Source organism: Moraxella macacae 0408225 (genome assembly GCF_000320365.1).
Classification (GTDB): domain Bacteria; phylum Pseudomonadota; class Gammaproteobacteria; order Pseudomonadales; family Moraxellaceae; genus Faucicola; species Faucicola macacae.
Window position 1 is genome coordinate 369,318 of record NZ_ANIN01000001.1, and the last position, 18,849, is coordinate 388,166.

Annotated in this window: 10 protein-coding genes, 2 tRNA genes and 3 rRNA genes; 5 read left to right on the plus strand and 10 right to left on the minus strand. The window is 41.2% G+C overall.

The genetic code is table 11. From position 1 onward, the window contains the following. Nucleotides 1–176: 176 nt before the first annotated feature. From yciA to MOMA_RS01700, 8 genes are all read right to left on the minus strand, one after another. Nucleotides 177–662: an acyl-CoA thioester hydrolase YciA gene (yciA, locus tag MOMA_RS01665; protein WP_009501474.1), complete on the minus strand. Its 486-nt coding sequence runs from the start codon at nt 660–662 to the stop codon at nt 177–179. Between the two features lie 110 nt (nt 663–772). Then, a 5S ribosomal RNA gene (gene rrf, locus MOMA_RS01670) occupies nt 773–886 on the minus strand. Between the two features lie 148 nt (nt 887–1,034). Then, nucleotides 1,035–3,887, minus strand: a 23S ribosomal RNA gene (locus tag MOMA_RS01675). A gap of 413 nt (nt 3,888–4,300) precedes the next feature. Then, nucleotides 4,301–4,376, minus strand: a tRNA-Ala gene (locus MOMA_RS01680). 12 nt (nt 4,377–4,388) lie between these two features. Continuing rightward, a tRNA-Ile gene (locus tag MOMA_RS01685) sits at nt 4,389–4,465 on the minus strand. Nucleotides 4,466–4,564: 99 nt separating this feature from the next. Next, nucleotides 4,565–6,095, minus strand: a 16S ribosomal RNA gene (locus tag MOMA_RS01690). The 16S, 23S and 5S rRNA genes sit together here with 2 tRNA genes alongside, the layout of an rRNA operon. Nucleotides 6,096–6,707: 612 nt before the next feature. Next, nucleotides 6,708–7,493 (minus strand): type I methionyl aminopeptidase, encoded by a 786-nt coding sequence (gene map, locus MOMA_RS01695; RefSeq protein WP_009501475.1) that lies wholly within the window; start codon nt 7,491–7,493, stop codon nt 6,708–6,710. A 244-nt stretch (nt 7,494–7,737) separates the two neighbouring features. Further along, entirely contained in the window at nt 7,738–8,064 is a 327-nt protein-coding gene (locus tag MOMA_RS01700) for a PepSY domain-containing protein (protein ID WP_009501476.1), read from the minus strand. A gap of 382 nt (nt 8,065–8,446) precedes the next feature. On the opposite strand from MOMA_RS01700, the gene ribB reads away from it, so the two are divergent. The 4 genes from ribB to MOMA_RS01720 all read left to right on the plus strand — a co-directional run bounded on the left by ribB (nt 8,447) and on the right by MOMA_RS01720 (nt 13,335). Then, nucleotides 8,447–9,562, plus strand: coding sequence for a 3,4-dihydroxy-2-butanone-4-phosphate synthase (gene ribB, locus MOMA_RS01705; protein WP_009501477.1), 1,116 nt, complete (start codon nt 8,447–8,449; stop codon nt 9,560–9,562). A 20-nt stretch (nt 9,563–9,582) separates the two neighbouring features. Then, a complete protein-coding gene (locus MOMA_RS01710) occupies nt 9,583–11,073 on the plus strand; it encodes a YifB family Mg chelatase-like AAA ATPase (RefSeq protein WP_009501478.1) in 1,491 nt (496 codons plus the stop codon). Between the two features lie 134 nt (nt 11,074–11,207). Continuing rightward, nucleotides 11,208–12,674 carry an oxygen-independent coproporphyrinogen III oxidase gene (hemN, locus tag MOMA_RS01715; RefSeq protein WP_009501479.1) on the plus strand — a complete coding sequence of 489 codons (1,467 nt, stop codon included), beginning with the start codon at nt 11,208–11,210 and terminating at the stop codon, nt 12,672–12,674. A 55-nt stretch (nt 12,675–12,729) separates the two neighbouring features. Then, entirely contained in the window at nt 12,730–13,335 is a 606-nt protein-coding gene (locus tag MOMA_RS01720; RefSeq protein ID WP_009501481.1) for a class I SAM-dependent methyltransferase, read from the plus strand. A gap of 15 nt (nt 13,336–13,350) precedes the next feature. On the opposite strand, the gene glnD is transcribed toward MOMA_RS01720, so the two are convergent. Further along, nucleotides 13,351–16,008 carry a [protein-PII] uridylyltransferase gene (glnD, locus tag MOMA_RS01725; protein ID WP_009501483.1) on the minus strand — a complete coding sequence of 886 codons (2,658 nt, stop codon included), beginning with the start codon at nt 16,006–16,008 and terminating at the stop codon, nt 13,351–13,353. A gap of 164 nt (nt 16,009–16,172) precedes the next feature. After that, nucleotides 16,173–16,703, minus strand: a complete 531-nt coding sequence (locus MOMA_RS01730; protein ID WP_009766897.1) for a DUF4442 domain-containing protein — start codon at nt 16,701–16,703, stop codon at nt 16,173–16,175. Nucleotides 16,704–16,941: 238 nt separating this feature from the next. Here MOMA_RS01730 and uvrC point away from each other — a divergent pair, with 238 nt between their 5' ends. Beyond that, nucleotides 16,942–18,825 (plus strand): excinuclease ABC subunit UvrC, encoded by a 1,884-nt coding sequence (gene uvrC, locus MOMA_RS01735; RefSeq protein ID WP_083874854.1) that lies wholly within the window; start codon nt 16,942–16,944, stop codon nt 18,823–18,825. Nucleotides 18,826–18,849: the final 24 nt, after the last annotated feature.

The following is an 18,849-nucleotide window of genomic DNA, read 5'->3' on the forward strand; positions in this document are numbered from 1 at the left end:
ATTTTTATAAAAATCAATCATATCAATAGATTAGCAAATTAACAGCCAATTTACTATGCCTAAAAAGGATAAAATACCGCAAAATTTTGGCTAAAAGTGGTATTAATTCATCACCCACCCAATGCCAAAAAGGCTGTTTAAAACCACAATTTTACATAGACAAACAAAATAAAGACTTAAAGAAACAAAATATTTCCCGTATCTGGATCGGCAGGTTTAATTTTACCCTCAATTATCGCCAACGCGTAAGCCAACTCTGCATTGTTTTCTTTTGGTATCGGACGAGGCTTCCCATGCTCATCTATTGCAACATAAATAAAAGACGCCTCAGTAACACACTGATGTAACCCCGATCCATCATTGACTTTTTTAATCCAAACTTCCACATTGATTTGTATAGATGAATTGCCAACACGCGTACAATCACCATAACAACACACCACATCACCCACAGACACAGGATTTAAGAACACCATTTTATCCACACAAACGGTTACAACCCGCCCCTTGGCAATTTCTTTAGCCAAAATTGCACCACCCAAATCCATCTGAGACATTAACCAACCGCCAAAAATATCACCATTGGCATTTGTATCAGCAGGCATAGCCAAAGTACGCATAACCAAGCTTCCTTTTGGCATTCTTATTGTGTCATTTGACATGGTATAAATCCTTAAAATGATTATTTTAGAAAAATCTATTGCTTAAAATTTAAATACGATTGTAACCCAAAACCCCCATCACTCAAACAGCAACAGGGGTTTAAATAGGAAGCTGACGATTACCTACTCTCACATGGGAAAACCACACTACCATCGGCGTATTGTTGTTTCACTTCTGAGTTCGAGAAGGGATCAGGTGGTACCAACAAGCTATAATCGTCAGCAAAAAGGGTATAGAGAAATGAAGCTAAGTTAAGTTTTTTAGTTAACTTAGGTTCTGTCTTTATCTTTGTAAAAAGAACCAACCAATCAAGGTTTTCAATCAAGGTTTTGGTATTTAATCGTTAACCCATAAACACACTTAAGCGTTGTATGGTCAAGCCAAACGAGCAATTAGTATTGGTTAGCTACATGTATCACTACACTTCCACACCCAACCTATCAACGTCGTAGTCTACAACGGCTCTTTGGGGAAATCTTATCTTAAGGTGGGCTTCCCGCTTAGATGCTTTCAGCGGTTATCCCATCCGAACATAGCTACTCGGCAATGCCACTGGCGTGACAACCGAAACACCAGAGGTTCGTCCACTCTGGTCCTCTCGTACTAGGAGCAGATCCTCTCAAATTTCCAACGCCCACGGTAGATAGGGACCGAACTGTCTCACGACGTTCTAAACCCAGCTCGCGTACCTCTTTAAATGGCGAACAGCCATACCCTTGGGACCTGCTTCAGCCCCAGGATGAGATGAGCCGACATCGAGGTGCCAAACACCGCCGTCGATATGAACTCTTGGGCGGTATCAGCCTGTTATCCCCAGAGTACCTTTTATCCGTTGAGCGATGGCCCTTCCATACAGAACCACCGGATCACTAAGACCTACTTTCGTACCTGCTCGACTTGTGGGTCTCGCAGTTAAGCGCGCTTTTGCCTTTATACTCTTTGGACGATTTCCGACCGTCCTGAGCGCACCTTCGTACTCCTCCGTTACTCTTTAGGAGGAGACCGCCCCAGTCAAACTACCCACCATACATTGTCCTTGAATTTGTTAATTCTAAGTTAGAACCCCAACATAACCAGGGTGGTATTTCAAGGTTGGCTCCACAAATACTGGCGTATCTGCTTCAAAGCCTCCCACCTATCCTACACAAGTTAGGTCAAAGTTCAATGTAAAGCTGTAGTAAAGGTTCACGGGGTCTTTCCGTCTAGCCGCGGGTACACAGCATCTTCACTGCGATTTCGATTTCACTGAGTCTCTGCTGGAGACAGCGCCGCCATCATTATGCCATTCGTGCAGGTCGGAACTTACCCGACAAGGAATTTCGCTACCTTAGGACCGTTATAGTTACGGCCGCCGTTTACTGGGGCTTCGATCAATAGCTTCGCTTGCGCTAACCACATCAATTAACCTTCCAGCACCGGGCAGGCATCACACCCTATACGTCCACTTTCGTGTTTGCAGAGTGCTGTGTTTTTAATAAACAGTTGCAGCGGCCTGGTATCTGCGACTGCCAACAGCTCAAAGAGCAAGTCTTATCACCATCAGCAGCGTACCTTCTCCCGAAGTTACGGTACCATTTTGCCTAGTTCCTTCAGCAGAGTTCTCTCAAGCGCCTTAGTATTCTCTACCTGACCACCTGTGTCGGTTTCGGGTACGATTTGTTTATGATTGTGCTTAGAAGCTTTTCCTGGAAGCAGGGTATTTGCCACTTCGCCAATAAATTGGCTTGCTGTCAGCTCTCAGTAATAGCCAAGCGGATTTGCCTACTTAGCCTACCTACAACCTTTCACCTGGACAACCAACGCCAGGCTGACATAACCTTCTCCGTCCCTCCATCGCATCATAAACAAGTATTGGAATATTAACCAATTTCCCATCGACTACGCCTTTCGGCCTCGCCTTAGGGGTCGACTCACCCAGCCCCGATTAACGTTGGACTGGAACCCTTGGTCTTTTGGCGAACGGGCTTTTCACCCGTTTTGTCGTTACTCACGTCAGCATTCGCTCTTGTGATACCTCCAGCATGCTTTACAACACACCTTCACAGGCTTACACAACGCTCCCCTACCACTTAATTGAAACAATTAAATCCGCAGCTTCGGCTCCTAGTTTGAGCCCCGTTACATCTTCCGCGCAGGCCGACTCGACTAGTGAGCTATTACGCTTTCTTTAAAGGGTGGCTGCTTCTAAGCCAACCTCCTAGCTGTCTGTGCCTTCCCACATCGTTTCCCACTTAACTAGGAATTTGGGGCCTTAGCTGGCGGTCTGGGTTGTTTCCCTCTTGACAACGGACGTTAGCACCCGCTGTCTGTCTCCCGGATAGTACTCATCGGTATTCGGAGTTTGCATCGGTTTGGTAAGTCGGTGTGACCCCCTAGCCGAAACAGTGCTCTACCCCCAATGGTATTCGTCCGAGGCGCTACCTAAATAGCTTTCGGGGAGAACCAGCTATCACCGAGTTTGATTAGCCTTTCACCCCTATCCACAAGTCATCCCCTGGCTTTTCAACGACAGTGGGTTCGGTCCTCCGATGCCTGTTACGGCATTTTCAACCTGCTCATGGATAGATCACTCGGTTTCGGGTCTATACCCTGCAACTAGACGCCCTATTAAGACTCGGTTTCCCTACGGCTCCCCTAAACGGTTAACCTTGCTACAGAATATAAGTCGCTGACCCATTATACAAAAGGTACGCCGTCACCCAACAAGTGGGCTCCGACTGCTTGTATGCACACGGTTTCAGGTTCTATTTCACTCCCCTCACAGGGGTTCTTTTCGCCTTTCCCTCACGGTACTGGTTCACTATCGGTCAGTCAGGAGTATTTAGCCTTGGAGGATGGTCCCCCCATCTTCATACAGGATTTCACGTGTCCCGCACTACTTAATATGCTTTTTTAAATGTTTAAAATACAGGACTATCACCTTCTACGGTCAACCTTTCCAAGTTGTTCTTCTACATTTAAATCAGTCGGCTCCTCCCCGTTCGCTCGCCGCTACTAAGGGAATCTCTATTGATGTCTTTTCCTCGGGGTACTGAGATGTTTCACTTCTCCCGGTTTGCCTCGTAATAAATTACGATACCTATCTTATGATAAGTGGGTTTCCCCATTCAGATATCGCCGGATCACAGGATATTGCCACCTCCCCGACGCTTTTCGCAGGCTGTCACGTCTTTCATCGCCTCTGACTGCCAAGGCATCCACCATGTGCACTTAATTACTTGACCATACAACCTTAAGCATGCTTTGTGTCATATTTAATGACATACTTCATGTATGAGCTGTATCGGTAATTGTAACGATTTTAATACCTGGTTTACGCTTGATTTTTACCATCACGGTGTTTTGTGATGGTATTTCAGTTCTCTTTACTTTATACCACCATACAGTTTTGTCAACAGATTGTGCTGTCAACAGATTGTGTGGTGGTAAAGGTTAATTATTTGTTGGAATTAAATAATTAACCCAGACTCATTTCTCTATGTTGTTATTGAATTGTCTGTCACTTCATCAGGGACAGTTCTATTATACTTAATAGAATAAAGCAATCAGTAAATCAGCAATCGTTTGTTTGTTGTACTTGTTTGTTTGCTATAATTACTTTTTCTATTAATATAAGTTTACTTGTTAGTTAATAAACTGGTGGAGTTAAGGAGAGTCGAACTCCTGACCTCCTGCGTGCAAGGCAGGCGCTCTACCAACTGAGCTATAACCCCGCTATTAAAAGCTGGTGGGTCTAATAAGACTTGAACTTATGACCCCTGCCTTATCAAGGCAGTGCTCTAACCAACTGAGCTATAGACCCTAAAAGCTGTTAAAAAGGCAATGCTTTTGGCTTTTTAACTTTATTAGCTGCTTACTCAATAAAAAACAACTTGCTGTAGATTCTCTACTACCACTGTTTTAAGGAGGTGATCCAGCCACAGGTTCCCCTACGGCTACCTTGTTACGACTTCACCCCAGTCATCGACCACACCGTGGTAATCGCCCTCTTGCGTTAGGCTAACTACTTCTGGTGCAATCAACTCCCATGGTGTGACGGGCGGTGTGTACAAGGCCCGGGAACGTATTCACCGCGGCTTTCTGATCCGCGATTACTAGCGATTCCGACTTCATGGAGTCGAGTTGCAGACTCCAATCCGGACTACGATAGGCTTTTTGAGATTGGCATCACATCGCTGTGTAGCAACCCTCTGTACCTACCATTGTAGCACGTGTGTAGCCCTGGTCGTAAGGGCCATGATGACTTGACGTCGTCCCCACCTTCCTCCAGTTTGTCACTGGCAGTATCCTTAAAGTTCCCGGCATGACCCGCTGGCAAGTAAGGAAAAGGGTTGCGCTCGTTGCGGGACTTAACCCAACATCTCACGACACGAGCTGACGACAGCCATGCAGCACCTGTATTCTAATTCCCGAAGGCACTCTCGCATCTCTGCAAGATTCTAGATATGTCAAGACCAGGTAAGGTTCTTCGCGTTGCATCGAATTAAACCACATGCTCCACCGCTTGTGCGGGCCCCCGTCAATTCATTTGAGTTTTAACCTTGCGGCCGTACTCCCCAGGCGGTCTACTTATCGCGTTAACTGCGCCACTAAGTGTTCAAGACACCCAACGGCTAGTAGACATCGTTTACGGCGTGGACTACCAGGGTATCTAATCCTGTTTGCTACCCACGCTTTCGAACCTCAGTGTCAGTATGGTGCCAGGGGGCTGCCTTCGCCATCGGTATTCCTCCAGATCTCTACGCATTTCACCGCTACACCTGGAATTCTACCCCCCTCTCATCTACTCTAGCCAACCAGTATCACATGCAGTTCCTAGGTTAAGCCCAGGGATTTCACATGTGACTTAATTAGCCACCTACGCTCGCTTTACGCCCAGTAATTCCGATTAACGCTCGCACCCTCTGTATTACCGCGGCTGCTGGCACAGAGTTAGCCGGTGCTTATTCTGTGGGTAACGTCAAGATTATCAGGTATTAATTGATAATTGTTCCTCCCCACTTAAAGTGCTTTACAACCAAAAGGCCTTCTTCACACACGCGGCATGGCTGGATCAGGGTTTCCCCCATTGTCCAATATTCCCCACTGCTGCCTCCCGTAGGAGTCTGGGCCGTGTCTCAGTCCCAGTGTGGCTGATCATCCTCTCAGACCAGCTACAGATCGTCGCCTTGGTAGGCTTTTACCCCACCAACTAGCTAATCTGGTTTAGGCTCATCTCATAACGACAGCTTGCGCCATCTTTCTCCCGTAGGACGTATGCGGTATTAATTTGGGTTTCCCCAAGCTATCCCCCATTATGAGGCAGATTCCTAAATGTTACTCACCCGTTCGCCACTAATCTTATCCAGCAAGCTGGATAATCATCGTTCGACTTGCATGTGTTAAGCCTGCCGCCAGCGTTCAATCTGAGCCATGATCAAACTCTTCAGTTTAATCTTTTATTTAGAGTTGATTTTTGCATAATATTTTATTATTATGTTATTAGTCAAACTCAGGCTCTTTTTATACTGTTTGCTCAAATAAACTTACGAAAGTTTTCTTCTGTACAAAAGAATATAAAAAGTTTTTTGTTTTATATATTTATTTGTGCCAGTAGAAAATCTACACAAGTTGTTTTTTATTTTAATTTGTTATTTAGTTTTGTTCTTAACATCGTCTGTTAAGAGTTGCATATTTTATCAGCTTTATTTTTATTGTCAAGCTGTTTTTTATTTTTTATGCTTTTTTTAATTAAAAACTTTTGATTAAAAAAACTTTTGATTAAGATTAAGTAAGTTGTTTTAATTAACTTATTTTAATTAAGTTGTTTTTAATTAAATGATTTTATTTTTAATTAAATTATTTGTTTAAGCTTTGTTGCTTAAGTGGGTGCGTATTATATAGAAGTTTTTGGATAGGTCAAGGGGTTTTTTGGGGTTTTTGGGGTTTTTTGTGTAAGTGTTTGTTTTTTAGGGGGATTTATTTTTACTTTTTTTAAAAAAATTGGTGGATTGGATAAACCAACCCACTTTTATTAGATTAGATTATATTAATTTAAGATTAGATTAAACAGTTAAAAAACTCAAATCTTCATCAGGGCGAGCGGTAAAAACCTCACAACCGTTTTCTGTTACCATAAGTGTGTGCTCCCATTGGGCGGAAAGTTTGCGATCTTTGGTGATAACTGTCCATTTATCTTGCATGACTTTGGTTTGCCAAACACCTTGATTAATCATAGGCTCAATGGTAAAAGTCATACCAGTTTTTAACTGAATGCCTGTATTTTTTTTGCCATAATGCAAAACTTGCGGTTCGTCATGATACACATCGCTTATGCCATGCCCACAATATTCACGCACCACGCTAAACCGCTCAGCTTCGGCAACTTTTTGAATAGCCTCGCCAATATCGCCCATATAAGCACCATTGCGCACCGCTTTCATACCTGCATACAAGGCATCTTGGGCAACTTTGCAAATGCGTTTTGCCATAACAGAACCCTCGCCAATAATCCACATACGAGATGTGTCGCCATAATAGCCGTCTTTTATCACAGTAACGTCGATGTTAATGATGTCGCCGTCTTTTAAAATACGTTCATCGCACGGTATGCCATGACAAACCACATGATTAATGGAGGTACACAGAGTTTTTGGAAAACCGTGATAGCCAACATTGGCAGGAATGGCTTTTTGTACGTTTACAATATAATCGTGGGCAATTTTGTCCAGTACACCTGTACTAACGCCCTCTTTGACATATTCATCTAACATAACCAACACATCGGATGCAAGTTTGCCTGCAATGCGCATTTTTTCAACAGCTTCTGGATTATTTGCAAGTGTTTTCATAAAATTTTATCTTAGCGGTAATTAAAACCACTATTATACGTTGTTTTTGATTTTTCACAAAATTTGCTAAATCTAAACCCAATATTTAAATATTTTTAGTTTAAATATTTTTAGTTTAAACAATTTAATTCCAATATTGTATCAAACAAACAAAAATCCATAACAAAAAATTATGGATTTTTGTAATTTTAGATTTTTTACTGGTAAAAATTTGGCTTTGCAAAAAACCATATCAAAAACAGCATTAACGATCGATCTTTTCTTTTACGATTTTTAGACTCGGATACAACATTTCTATGTCGTACTCTTGACCGTTTTTGTAGGCTTCTATACTCAATGACGGTTTGCCACGATAATCGTCGGCATCAATGTCCGCGACACGATAGCCTTTTTGTTGCAACATTTCGATGGCTTTTTGTTTGATGGTGTTAAAATTTTTATCTTGATAAATTTGGGTTTCAATCTGATCGTCCATGCTATCATGACGATCATTTAAATCTGCATAAGCAATACCAAAGGGCAAAGCAAGTAATGCCACTAACGCAATTTTTTTGTTGAATGTTTTTAACATGAAAACTCCAAAATTTGGTTTGGTTAAATTAAAATTACATGAAAATACATAAATAATAAAACTACATAAAAGTTAGCATAGCAGATTTTTTTGGCAAAACAACCATTTTTGCCAACAACCAACACAGTTTTACCAAGACTTTACAATTTTTTAGAGTTAGCAAAGTTTTGTATCTGTTTTGCAACTATTTTTTAACATCATGTGTTAAAAACAGGCACAAACTTGATTGATGAGATTGTTTTTTGTGGCAATTATCCTTATTTAAGCCTATAATTTAGCAGTTTACAATTTAGCGGTTTACAATTGAGCAGTTTACAACAGTAACAACAATTTTTACAAACAAACATTTTATAAATAAACAGCAATTCAAACTGGATAGTCTATGGCGTTAAACAACATTTGTGAGATTATTGATGACATCAAACATGGCAAAATGGTCATTTTGATGGACGATGAAGATCGTGAAAATGAAGGTGATTTGATTATGGCGGCCAGCCACATTACGCCTGAAGCGATTAATTTTATGATTACCCACGCACGCGGTCTTGTGTGTTTGACGCTCACTGAAGCGCGCTGTAGGCAACTTGATTTGGCATTAATGAGTGATAAAAATGGGGCAAAATTTAGCACCAATTTTACATTGTCCATTGAAGCGTCCGAGGGTGTTAGCACAGGGATTTCAGCGGCCGATCGTGCAACCACGATTTTAACCGCCGTTGCTCCAAATGCCAAGCCGTCAGACATCGTGCAACCTGGGCATATTTTTCCGATTATGGCAAAAAAAGGAGGCGTATTACACCGTGCAGGACATACCGAAGCAGGCTGTGATTTGGCAAGGTTGGCAGGGCTTGAACCAGCAAGTGTGATTGTGGAAATTATAAAACCCGATGGCACTATGGCACGCCGTGATGATTTGGAGCTTTTTGCCAAACAACACGACCTAAAAATTGGTACAATTGCTGATTTGATTGAGTATCGCCTTGCCAATGAACAAACGGTAGAAGAAATTGCCCGTTTTCCATTAACCACCGCATTTGGTGAATTTGAGTTTTACCGTTTTTGTGAATACGGTTCAGATGATGTGCATTTTGCCCTTGTTAAAGGCGATCCAAAACAAGGTGAAACCGCCGTGCGCGTGCATACTTTTGAACCGTTACGCGATTTGCTTGGCATTTCATTAAACAATAAATCCAACTGGAATAGTTACGCAAGCCTTGAGTTTTTGGCAAATTGTGAACGCGGTGTGTTTGTGTGGATTGGACATGGTGATGAAATAGAAATGGCTTATGCCCTTGATAATCTTGCCAAAAAAGTCAACCACGAAAAACCGGCCACTCGAAATGTCAAACGTCAACCGTATAGCACAATTGGCGTGGGGGCCCAGATTTTACGTCATTTGGGCGTAAAAGACATGAGGTTGTTATCCAGCGCAATAAAATTTAACGCATTGTCGGGTTTTGATTTAAACATCGTAGAAATTGTGCAAAACGAACAATAATTTACATTTTAAGGAATTTTATGTCATTTGCCCAAATTTTTACCAGATCGGTTGTTGGCTTAAACGCCCCCAGTGTTACCGTAGAGGTGCATTTATCACAAGGCTTGCCGGCTATTACTATCGTGGGCTTGCCTGAAGCCAGCGTGCGCGAAAGTAAAGATCGCGTGCGTTCTGCTATCATCAATAGCGGTTTTCAATTTCCCAACCGAAGATTGACCATTAACCTTGCGCCTGCCGATTTGCCAAAAGATGGTGCAAGGCTTGATTTGCCAATTGCAATTGGTATTTTGGTGGCAAGCGGACAACTTGATGTAGCTCAAGTAAAAGATTATGAATTTATTGGTGAATTGGCATTAAATGGTGAATTACGCCCAATTGCAGGGGCTTTGGCGGTGGCACGCTCCTTAAAACAACAAGGACGGGCGTTAATTTTACCTAAAGCCAATGCCGATGAAGCGGTAAAAGTAGACAGTCTTTGTGTCTTAGAAGCAGACAATTTGCAACAAGTTTGTCAACATTTGTCAGGTGAAAATCCATTATCCGCCAGTAAAGCCAAAAAAAGCCAACCGCCTGTTGTTGCACAACTGGATTTGGCTGATATCAAAGGGCAACATCAAGCTCGGCGGGCATTGGAAATCTGTGCCAGTGGCGGGCATTCATTGTTATTTTGCGGATCGCCGGGCACGGGTAAAACCTTGATGGCATCACGCTTGCCAAGCATTTTACCGCCGTTAACCGAAGATGAAGCCCTAGAGGTGGCGAGTATTTATTCAATCGCAAACTTGCCTTATGTGTTTGGCAGCCGCCCTTTTCGTCAAGTCCATCACACAACCTCGGCCATTGCATTGGTCGGTGGCGGCTCAAATCCTAAGCCCGGTGAAATTTCATTGGCAAATTTTGGGGTTTTATTTTTAGATGAAATCCCTGAATTTAACCGAAAAGTGTTAGAAGTGTTAAGACAACCAATTGAAAACAAACAAATTATCATCAGTCGTGCCAACCGCCAAACTCAATTTCCGGCCAATTTTCAACTGATCGGTGCAATGAATCCTTGCCCTTGTGGCTATTATGGTGATAAATCAAGACGTTGCACCTGTCGCCCTGAACAAATCAGACGCTATCAAGAAAAGCTCTCAGGGCCGTTGCTTGACCGTATTGATCTGTTTGTTACTGTACCAAATTTGCCTATGAGTGATTTACAATCGACAAAACTTGGTGAAAGTTCAGCAAGCGTGCGTAAACGCGTATTAAGTGCCTATGAAATTCAACAAAAACGTCAGGGCAAACCAAACGCCGAATTAACCCCCGGTGAGTTGGAACAATTTGCCAAACTCGGTGATAACCAAGCACAACTGCTCCAAATGGCAGGACAGCGCCTAAATTTATCAGCTCGTGGCTATCATCGTATTGTTCGCGTGGCACGCACCATTGCAGATTTGGCAAACAGTGCCAACATTGACACGCCACATTTGACCGAGGCATTAAGCTATCGCAACACTTTGCCTCAATAAACGATGTAGTTTTAGCCTTTTAGTTTTAGCCTTTTAGTTTTAACCTTTAACTTAAATACTATTAATCTATTTTGTAGTTAATCTAAACTTTAGCAATCTAAGTTTTACAAATAAAAACCCAATTGAGAAACATCATGAGCCAACTGCCATTTGACGAACAACCTTTTACCAAACGCCCAACTGAAATTTTACAAAACCCTTATGCCAATGCCAATCGTGGTTTTGACAGCCAAATGCGCCTGTTTGACGAAGAACTCATCAAAAAATACAACCGTTCAGGGCCACGCTACACCTCTTATCCGACTGCGTTGGAATTTATGCCAATTCAAGTGGGCACAGAAGAAAATATTTTAAAAAATCGTGATGAACGTGTGCCCCTATCGCTTTATTTTCACATTCCATTTTGTCGTACGCTATGTTATTACTGTGGTTGCAACAAAATTATCACCAAGAAAAACAGCAATTCTGGTGATTATTTAGAATATTTATTTCGTGAAATAAAGCACAAACGCTCCCTGCTAAAAGGCGATCCGATGGTAGAACAAGTGCATTTTGGCGGTGGCACGCCCACATTTTTAAGTGATGATGAACTGTTGCAATTATGGGATTTTTTACATCAAGAATTTAGTTTTAGTGATAAAGACACAGCCGATTTTGGCATTGAAATTGATCCGCGCGAATTACGCCCAACAACTTTAGAAACTTTACGCAAAGCTGGCTTTAACCGCGTAAGTTTTGGTGTGCAGGATCTGGAAGAACAAGTGCAAATTGCGGTTAATCGCATTCAATCTGAAGAGCTTATTCGCAATGTCATGACCGAAAGTCGGCGTTTAGGTTATCGTTCTATTAACATTGATCTGATTTATGGGTTGCCACATCAGACAACCGATAGCCTAAAAAATACCGTTGCCAAAATTATTGATATTAATCCTGATCGTCTGTCGGTATTTAATTACGCCCATTTGCCAGAACGCTTTACCCCACAAAAACAGATTAAAGACAAGGATCTGCCAAGCCCTGCTGAAAAACTTACCATGCTTGGTGATACCATTTTGGCACTTTCAAATGCAGGGTATCAGTACATTGGTATCGATCATTTTGCTCGCCCTGATGATGAACTTGCCCTTGCCCAACGCGAAGGCAAATTGCACCGTAATTTTCAAGGTTATACCACTCATGGCAATTGTGATTTGCTCGGTTTTGGCGTATCGTCAATAAGCCAAATTGGACAACATTTTTTACAAAATGACACCGATTTATCGCAATACCAACAAAAAATCAATGCCAATCAATTGCCTGCAACAAAACACATTCATGTCAAACTTACCGATGAGTTGCGCAGGTATGTGATTATGAATTTACTATGCCACGATTATGTCGATTTTAAAGATGTCAATATGCGTTATGGCATTGATGCAGTTACGTATTTTATTGATGAAATTGGACAATTACAAGATATGAAAAACGATAAACTCGTTGATATTGACGCTATGGGTATCCGTGTATTGCCAAAAGGCCGGTTGCTTGGACGCAATGTCGCTATGGTCTTTGATGAATATTTAACCAAAAAACACAAAAATCGGTTTAGCAAGGTCATTTAACGCTTAATCAAAAATTAGCAAAAAACATATAATAAAAAACATTAAAGGCAAAAACATGCACCAAATAGACTTAGATCTGCTCAAAAAATCCGCCCATTGGCGCAAAAACATCACTTTTAGCCAAGACGTGCTTGGCAAGACGTTTCATTTTAGCAGCACTTGGGGCATTTTTTCCCCTGAAAAACTGGACGATGGCAGCTTAATGTTGCTGGATTACATTGATTTTCAACACGATGACAACAGCATTGATTTGGGTTGTGGTTACGGCGTGCTTGGTATGACGGCCAGCCGAGAATGTCCAAACGGCCAGCATTTACTCATTGACAAGGATTTTGTTGCAGTAGAATATGCCAAACTTAACTGTAAAAACAATCAACTTCACAATGCCAATGTCCAACTTTCCAATGGTTTTTATCATGTTGACAAAACACAAAAATTTTCCTTGGTCATGAGCAACTTGCCTGCCAAGGCCAGTAAAGAACAGCATTATTTGTATTTACTTGATGCCTATGAACACATGACAACAGGTGGCCGCTTTTATGTGGTAACCATTAACGGCTTAAGAGATTTTATGAAGCGCTCGTTTAGCGAAGTGTTTGGCAATACCACTAAAGTGAAACAAGGCAAAACTTACACCGTTACCTTGGCGGTAAAAGATTGATGGTAAAAGGTTTGGTTATGTATTTACCGATAACACCGTGATTAAATCTTGTTTGAGTTTTTCAAGCACGGTATCATCTAGTGCCGTGTCGGTGCGATTGCTAATTAAAAACATATCCTCTGCCCGTTCGCCAAGCGTGGTAATACGCGCAAAATGCACTTCGATGTCATGTTGTAAAAACACTTGGCCTACGCGTGCCAATAACGCCGGCTGATCCAAAGCCTCCAAAATCATCATATGTTGCTTGGTTTCAGGATTAAACTCAAAACTTACCTTAGTTGGTACGTTAAAATACTTTAATTCTCTAGGCAATACTTTTTTTATCACACTGGGTGCGTTGGGGTTTTTAAATGCTTTATTTAAGCAGTTAACCAAATCCTGTTGGCGTAACGTATCGGTCAAAATCGTACCATGCCGATCAAGCAACACATACGAATCCAGCGCAAAATCGCGGCTTGCGGTGATAATCCGCGCATCCAACACGTCCAAATTCATTCGGTCAAATACCGACATGGTAACTGCAAACAGATTGGAGACATCTTGCGTATAAATAAACACTTGCACCGCGTCCAATGCCAATTCGCGGTGTTCGCGCAAAATAATCAGTGGATTTTGTGCCAGTGCACTGTTTTCATGATGCACGATGGCTTTAGAATGCCAAACAATATCACTTGGCATTTCTCGTAAAAAATATTCATCGCCCAACTCTTGCCACAGACTTTCAATTTGAGCAATATCACCACTGGATAATTGCGTGTCATTTGCCAACAAATTTTTAGCAATTTGTTGATTATTGGCAATCATATCTTGGCGATTCATCGGTGCGTCAATATCGGCACGCAAAATCCGCCGCGTTTGAGTATAAAGCTGTCGCATAAGGCTCGATCGCCAACTATTCCATAGCTGTGGATTGGTTGCATTCATATCAGCAACGGTTAATACATACAAATGATTAAGATAGGTAACATTGCCTACTTTTTCAGCAAAATCTGCAACCACTGCAGGGTCAGAAATGTCTTTTTTTTGTGCCGTTAACGACATTAATAAATGTTGTCCAACCAACCAACCAACCAAATCTGCATCGGCTTGACTTAAACCATGCGTCAAACAAAACTCAATGGCATCTTGTTCACCAAGCGCACTGTGATCGCCACCACGCCCTTTGGCAATATCATGAAAAATTGCTGCAATAATCAGCAATTCTTTGCGCTTAATCCGCCGATAAATACCACTTACCAAGGGCAGTGATTTTTCGTAATTGTCATCGGTAAAACGATGAAGCATACGCACCAACAACAAAATATGAGCATCTACCGTATAACGATGAAACAAATCATATTGCATTAATCCAACAATCCACCCAAATTTTGGCAAATAACGCCCAAGCACGCCATAGCGTTTCATCACTCGCAATCGCCAAAACAACAAGTTTTGTTCTTTTAAATTTGCCATAAATAATTGTTGATGCAAAGGATTTTGGCGAAAATGCTTGTCAATGCCAAGACTTGCTATTGCCAACACTCGCAAGGTGCGCGTACGAATGTGCTTAATATTCATCTGCCCCATTAACAAAAATAATTCCAAAATTGCCCAAGGTGATTGAGCAAACACTTTATTATGCACCACAGCGATCTGATTGCCTACCAATTTAAAACGTTCATTAATCAGTTTGTGCACAGGTTTTTCATCATCAGGCAATGCTGTTTCAATCACCACTTCATAATAATGTTGAGTCAACATTTCGGACAAATTGGCATTGGACATTGCAAATCGATAATAATCACGCATAAAACGCTCCACGCCTGCATTTTTGCTATCGGTCGTAGTTTGAGTATAGCCCATTTTTTTTGCTATGCTGCGTTGATAATCAAACAAAAGTCGATTTTCATTACGCATTGTCATACGGTGCAAATGATGACGCACTTGCCACAAAAAATCCTCGGCCAATTGAATCTCATCAAATTCCTTTTCGGTAATAAAATTCTGTTGCACCAAATCATACAGACGATTGACACGCACATATTGCTTCCACACCCACCCAATCATATGTATGTCTCGCAAGCCACCTGGGGCATTTTTTATATCAGGTTCAAGGTTGTATTCCGTGGCATTGTGCTTATAATATCGCTGTTTGGCTTCATGCATTTTCGCCCAATAAAAACCAGCCTGCGTCCAATTTTTTGCCAATAATTGCAAGGGCAATTTTGCCAACCGCGCCTGCCCTGCCAAATACCTAGCCTCAAGCAGCCCTGTCGCCACGGTAATATCCTGGCAAGCCACATCGCATTCTTCAACCGATCGCACCACAATCGCAGGCTCGATGCCAATATCCCACAAATTTGCCAAAAACGGTGAAATTTTTTGGTTAAGCACATCATCAATTTCACCATCATTTAACAACAAAATATCCACATCTGAATGTGGATGCAATTCACCGCGTCCATAGCCACCTGTTGCAAAAAGCACCATATCTGTTTGATTTAATTCATAAAAATCAAACAATGCTCCTAACAATTCATCTACAATCTGGCTGCGACATTGCACAATTTGACGAATACCAATTCCATTTGCCAAGGCATTGTCAAAAATCTCTTCACAGTTTTTTAAAAAATTTTGGATAGCTATGCCACTTTGCAAATCGGCTTGTTTTAATTTTGGCAAATCCGATAACATTATATTCTCACTTACCTATTCTGACGGTTTTTGTTAACTTAGTGTTTTTGTTAACTTAGTGTTTTTGTTAACTTAGTGTTTTTGTTAACTTAGTGTTTTTGTTAACTAGTGTTTTTTATTAAATTTAGTGTTTTTATTCTTACTTAATTGTTTTGACAAAACCATTAAAACCGCGGATTGATATCTTTTGATTTACTAAACTTACGCAAACGAATGTAGAGTTTTTTGTCAACTTTGGCAACAATATCACCGTGTTCATCTTTAATAGCAACCACATAATCTCGAAACACAGCGTTACCGTCTTTGGTAAGCTCTTTGATCGTCGCAATCTCTTCACAAGACACCCAAATATCTGCGGTAACTTTGGTGGTTCCGGGCTTAATAAAATCAATGCTTGCACTTTTATCCCACACAACATACTCATTGCCAAGGGCATTCATCAGCAGTGCCATAAAAAACGGATCAGTCATGGAGTACAAACTACCGCCAAACTGTGTGCCAACGATGTTTTGGTTAAATTTGGTTAAGGGCATACTCACGCTAATGCGATGATTGGCAAAATCAATGTTATCCACCCTGACCCCCGCCCCAAGGTATGGTGCGTACAGACCAAATAATTTGGCAAGCAAGCGTGGCTTTTGCCAAAGATTCAGTTTTTCACCTGCGATTTTGGTTAAATTTTTGACAAATGACATGACTTTCTCCAAACATAATTTTATTTAAACATAATTTTATTTAAAATGACTGATGGTTTATCATAAAGTTTTTTTGCCAAAAATCAATGTAAATTTGTAGCAACCAAACTTAATCTTTGCCCCATAAAATTTGCAAAAAATTTGAAAATAGCCACCATCATGCTTATATAGCAATTAACTATAAATAAAACAGTTCATGCTAACAAACAGCCAATATTCACAAAAAACCCAGCTCCTTATGCCAAAAATAAATCATACCAACAATTTAGCAAAATTAAACAATAATCCTAAGATTATTAAATCAGAACGCAAAGAGCGTTTAGCAAATCTTATCAAAAACCTACCAAATCTGCCCGGCGTGTATCAAATGATCGGCAAAAATGGTGATATTTTGTACATTGGTAAAGCCAAATCCTTAAAAAACCGAGTGTCTGGCTATTTTGCCAAAACCATTGAACACCCAAAAACGCGTGCCTTGGTGCAACGCATTGACAACATTCACACACTGATTACCCGATCAGAAACCGAAGCGTTATTGTTGGAACAAAATTTAATAAAGCAACACAAACCTCCCTATAATGTACTATTAAGAGATGACAAATCTTATCTGTATGTATTTGTTTCTACAGATAAATTTCCACGTTTGGCATATGGGCGTGGCAAAGGACAGCACCAAAAAGGACGCTTTTTTGGGCCATTTCCATCTGCTCATTGCGCCAAAGAAACCTTGTTGCTTCTGCAAAAAATGTTTCAAGTGCGTCAATGCAGCAATGCTTTTTTTAACGCCCGGCGTCGCCCTTGTTTACAATACCAAATCAAACGTTGTAAAGCCCCATGTGTTGGATTGATTTCACAAGCAGATTATTTAGAAGATGTGAATAATACCTTACAATTTTTAAAAGGTGAAAACAACCAATTGCAACAAACTTTGATTAAAAAAATGGAGCAATCAGCAGAAAATCTAGACTTTGAACAAGCGGTTTTTTACCGTGATCAATTGTCTATGCTTTATGATATGCAAGCAAAACAAGCGGTTTACACAGCAAAAGGCGAAGCAGATATCATCGCTATCAGTCAGCAGATGGGCATCACTTGTGTTCATGTCATGAATGTGCGCAGCGGTAGAATGCTCGGTGGCAATAATTATTTTCCCGATGTAGATAATTTAGAAACATTAAATAATAATTTATCCGCATTTGTTGCATCTTTTTATTTTCAAGTAAGTGATGATTTACCCGATGAAATTATCTTAAGTCATGAACTTTGCGATCAACATGCACTTACCGAAGCATTGCGTAAAACTTTTGGCAAAAAAGTGGTGCTAAAAACCCACGTACGCGAACAACGTGCCGAATGGTTGTCTTTAGCAAAACTAAACAGTAGCAATGCGTTGCACAGCAAATTAGGCGACTATTTAGAAATTCAATCGCGTTATTTGGCCTTAAAAAACGCGTTAGCCGATGTTTTAAAAGATCGCCCACTTGATCGCATTGAGTGTTTTGACATTTCGCATACCATGGGCGAGGCGACAATTGCCAGTTGCGTGGTGTGCGACAGCAGTGGGCTTAGAAAGCGTGATTATCGTCAATACGCCATTCATGGCATTACCGGCGGTGATGATTATGGTGCAATGAAGCAAGCTCTGATGCGTCGTTATCGCAAAATGATGTTGCCTGATGTGTTGTTGATTGACGGCGGTAAAGGACAACTACACGCAGCCAAACAAGTGCTAGATGAATTGGGTAAAACTCATGAAACCCTGCTGATTGGCGTGGCAAAAGGCGAAAAACGTAAAGCAGGGCTTGAGGTGTTGCATTTTATTGATCACGAATCCCTAGATTTACCAGCTAACAGCAAAGCCTTGCACTTAATTATGCACATTCGCGATGAAGCCCATCGTTTTGCCATTACGCAACATCGCAAAAAACGTGATAAACGTCGTTCAGGTTCGGTATTGGAGGTCATTCCAAATCTTGGTGAAAAACGCAGACGAGACTTGTTGTCGCATTTTGGCGGTATGCAACAACTCCTTGGGGCATCGCAAGCAGAAATTGAACAAGTTAAAGGCATTGGCAAAATTATGGCAAATACCATTTATAAAATACTACACCAATCGTTTTAGCAAAAACGATTTTAGCAAAAGACG

What these genes read in the sequence shown, in the direction of transcription:
- yciA (WP_009501474.1), bottom strand. Translation starts at nt 662, where the DNA reads ATGTCAAATGACACAATAAGAATGCCAAAAGGAAGCTTGGTTATGCGT.
- map (WP_009501475.1), bottom strand. Translation starts at nt 7,493, where the DNA reads ATGAAAACACTTGCAAATAATCCAGAAGCTGTTGAAAAAATGCGCATT.
- MOMA_RS01700 (WP_009501476.1), bottom strand. Translation starts at nt 8,064, where the DNA reads ATGTTAAAAACATTCAACAAAAAAATTGCGTTAGTGGCATTACTTGCT.
- ribB (WP_009501477.1), top strand. Translation starts at nt 8,447, where the DNA reads ATGGCGTTAAACAACATTTGTGAGATTATTGATGACATCAAACATGGC.
- MOMA_RS01710 (WP_009501478.1), top strand. Translation starts at nt 9,583, where the DNA reads ATGTCATTTGCCCAAATTTTTACCAGATCGGTTGTTGGCTTAAACGCC.
- hemN (WP_009501479.1), top strand. Translation starts at nt 11,208, where the DNA reads ATGAGCCAACTGCCATTTGACGAACAACCTTTTACCAAACGCCCAACT.
- MOMA_RS01720 (WP_009501481.1), top strand. Translation starts at nt 12,730, where the DNA reads ATGCACCAAATAGACTTAGATCTGCTCAAAAAATCCGCCCATTGGCGC.
- glnD (WP_009501483.1), bottom strand. Translation starts at nt 16,008, where the DNA reads ATGTTATCGGATTTGCCAAAATTAAAACAAGCCGATTTGCAAAGTGGC.
- MOMA_RS01730 (WP_009766897.1), bottom strand. Translation starts at nt 16,703, where the DNA reads ATGTCATTTGTCAAAAATTTAACCAAAATCGCAGGTGAAAAACTGAAT.
- uvrC (WP_083874854.1), top strand. Translation starts at nt 16,942, where the DNA reads ATGCCAAAAATAAATCATACCAACAATTTAGCAAAATTAAACAATAAT.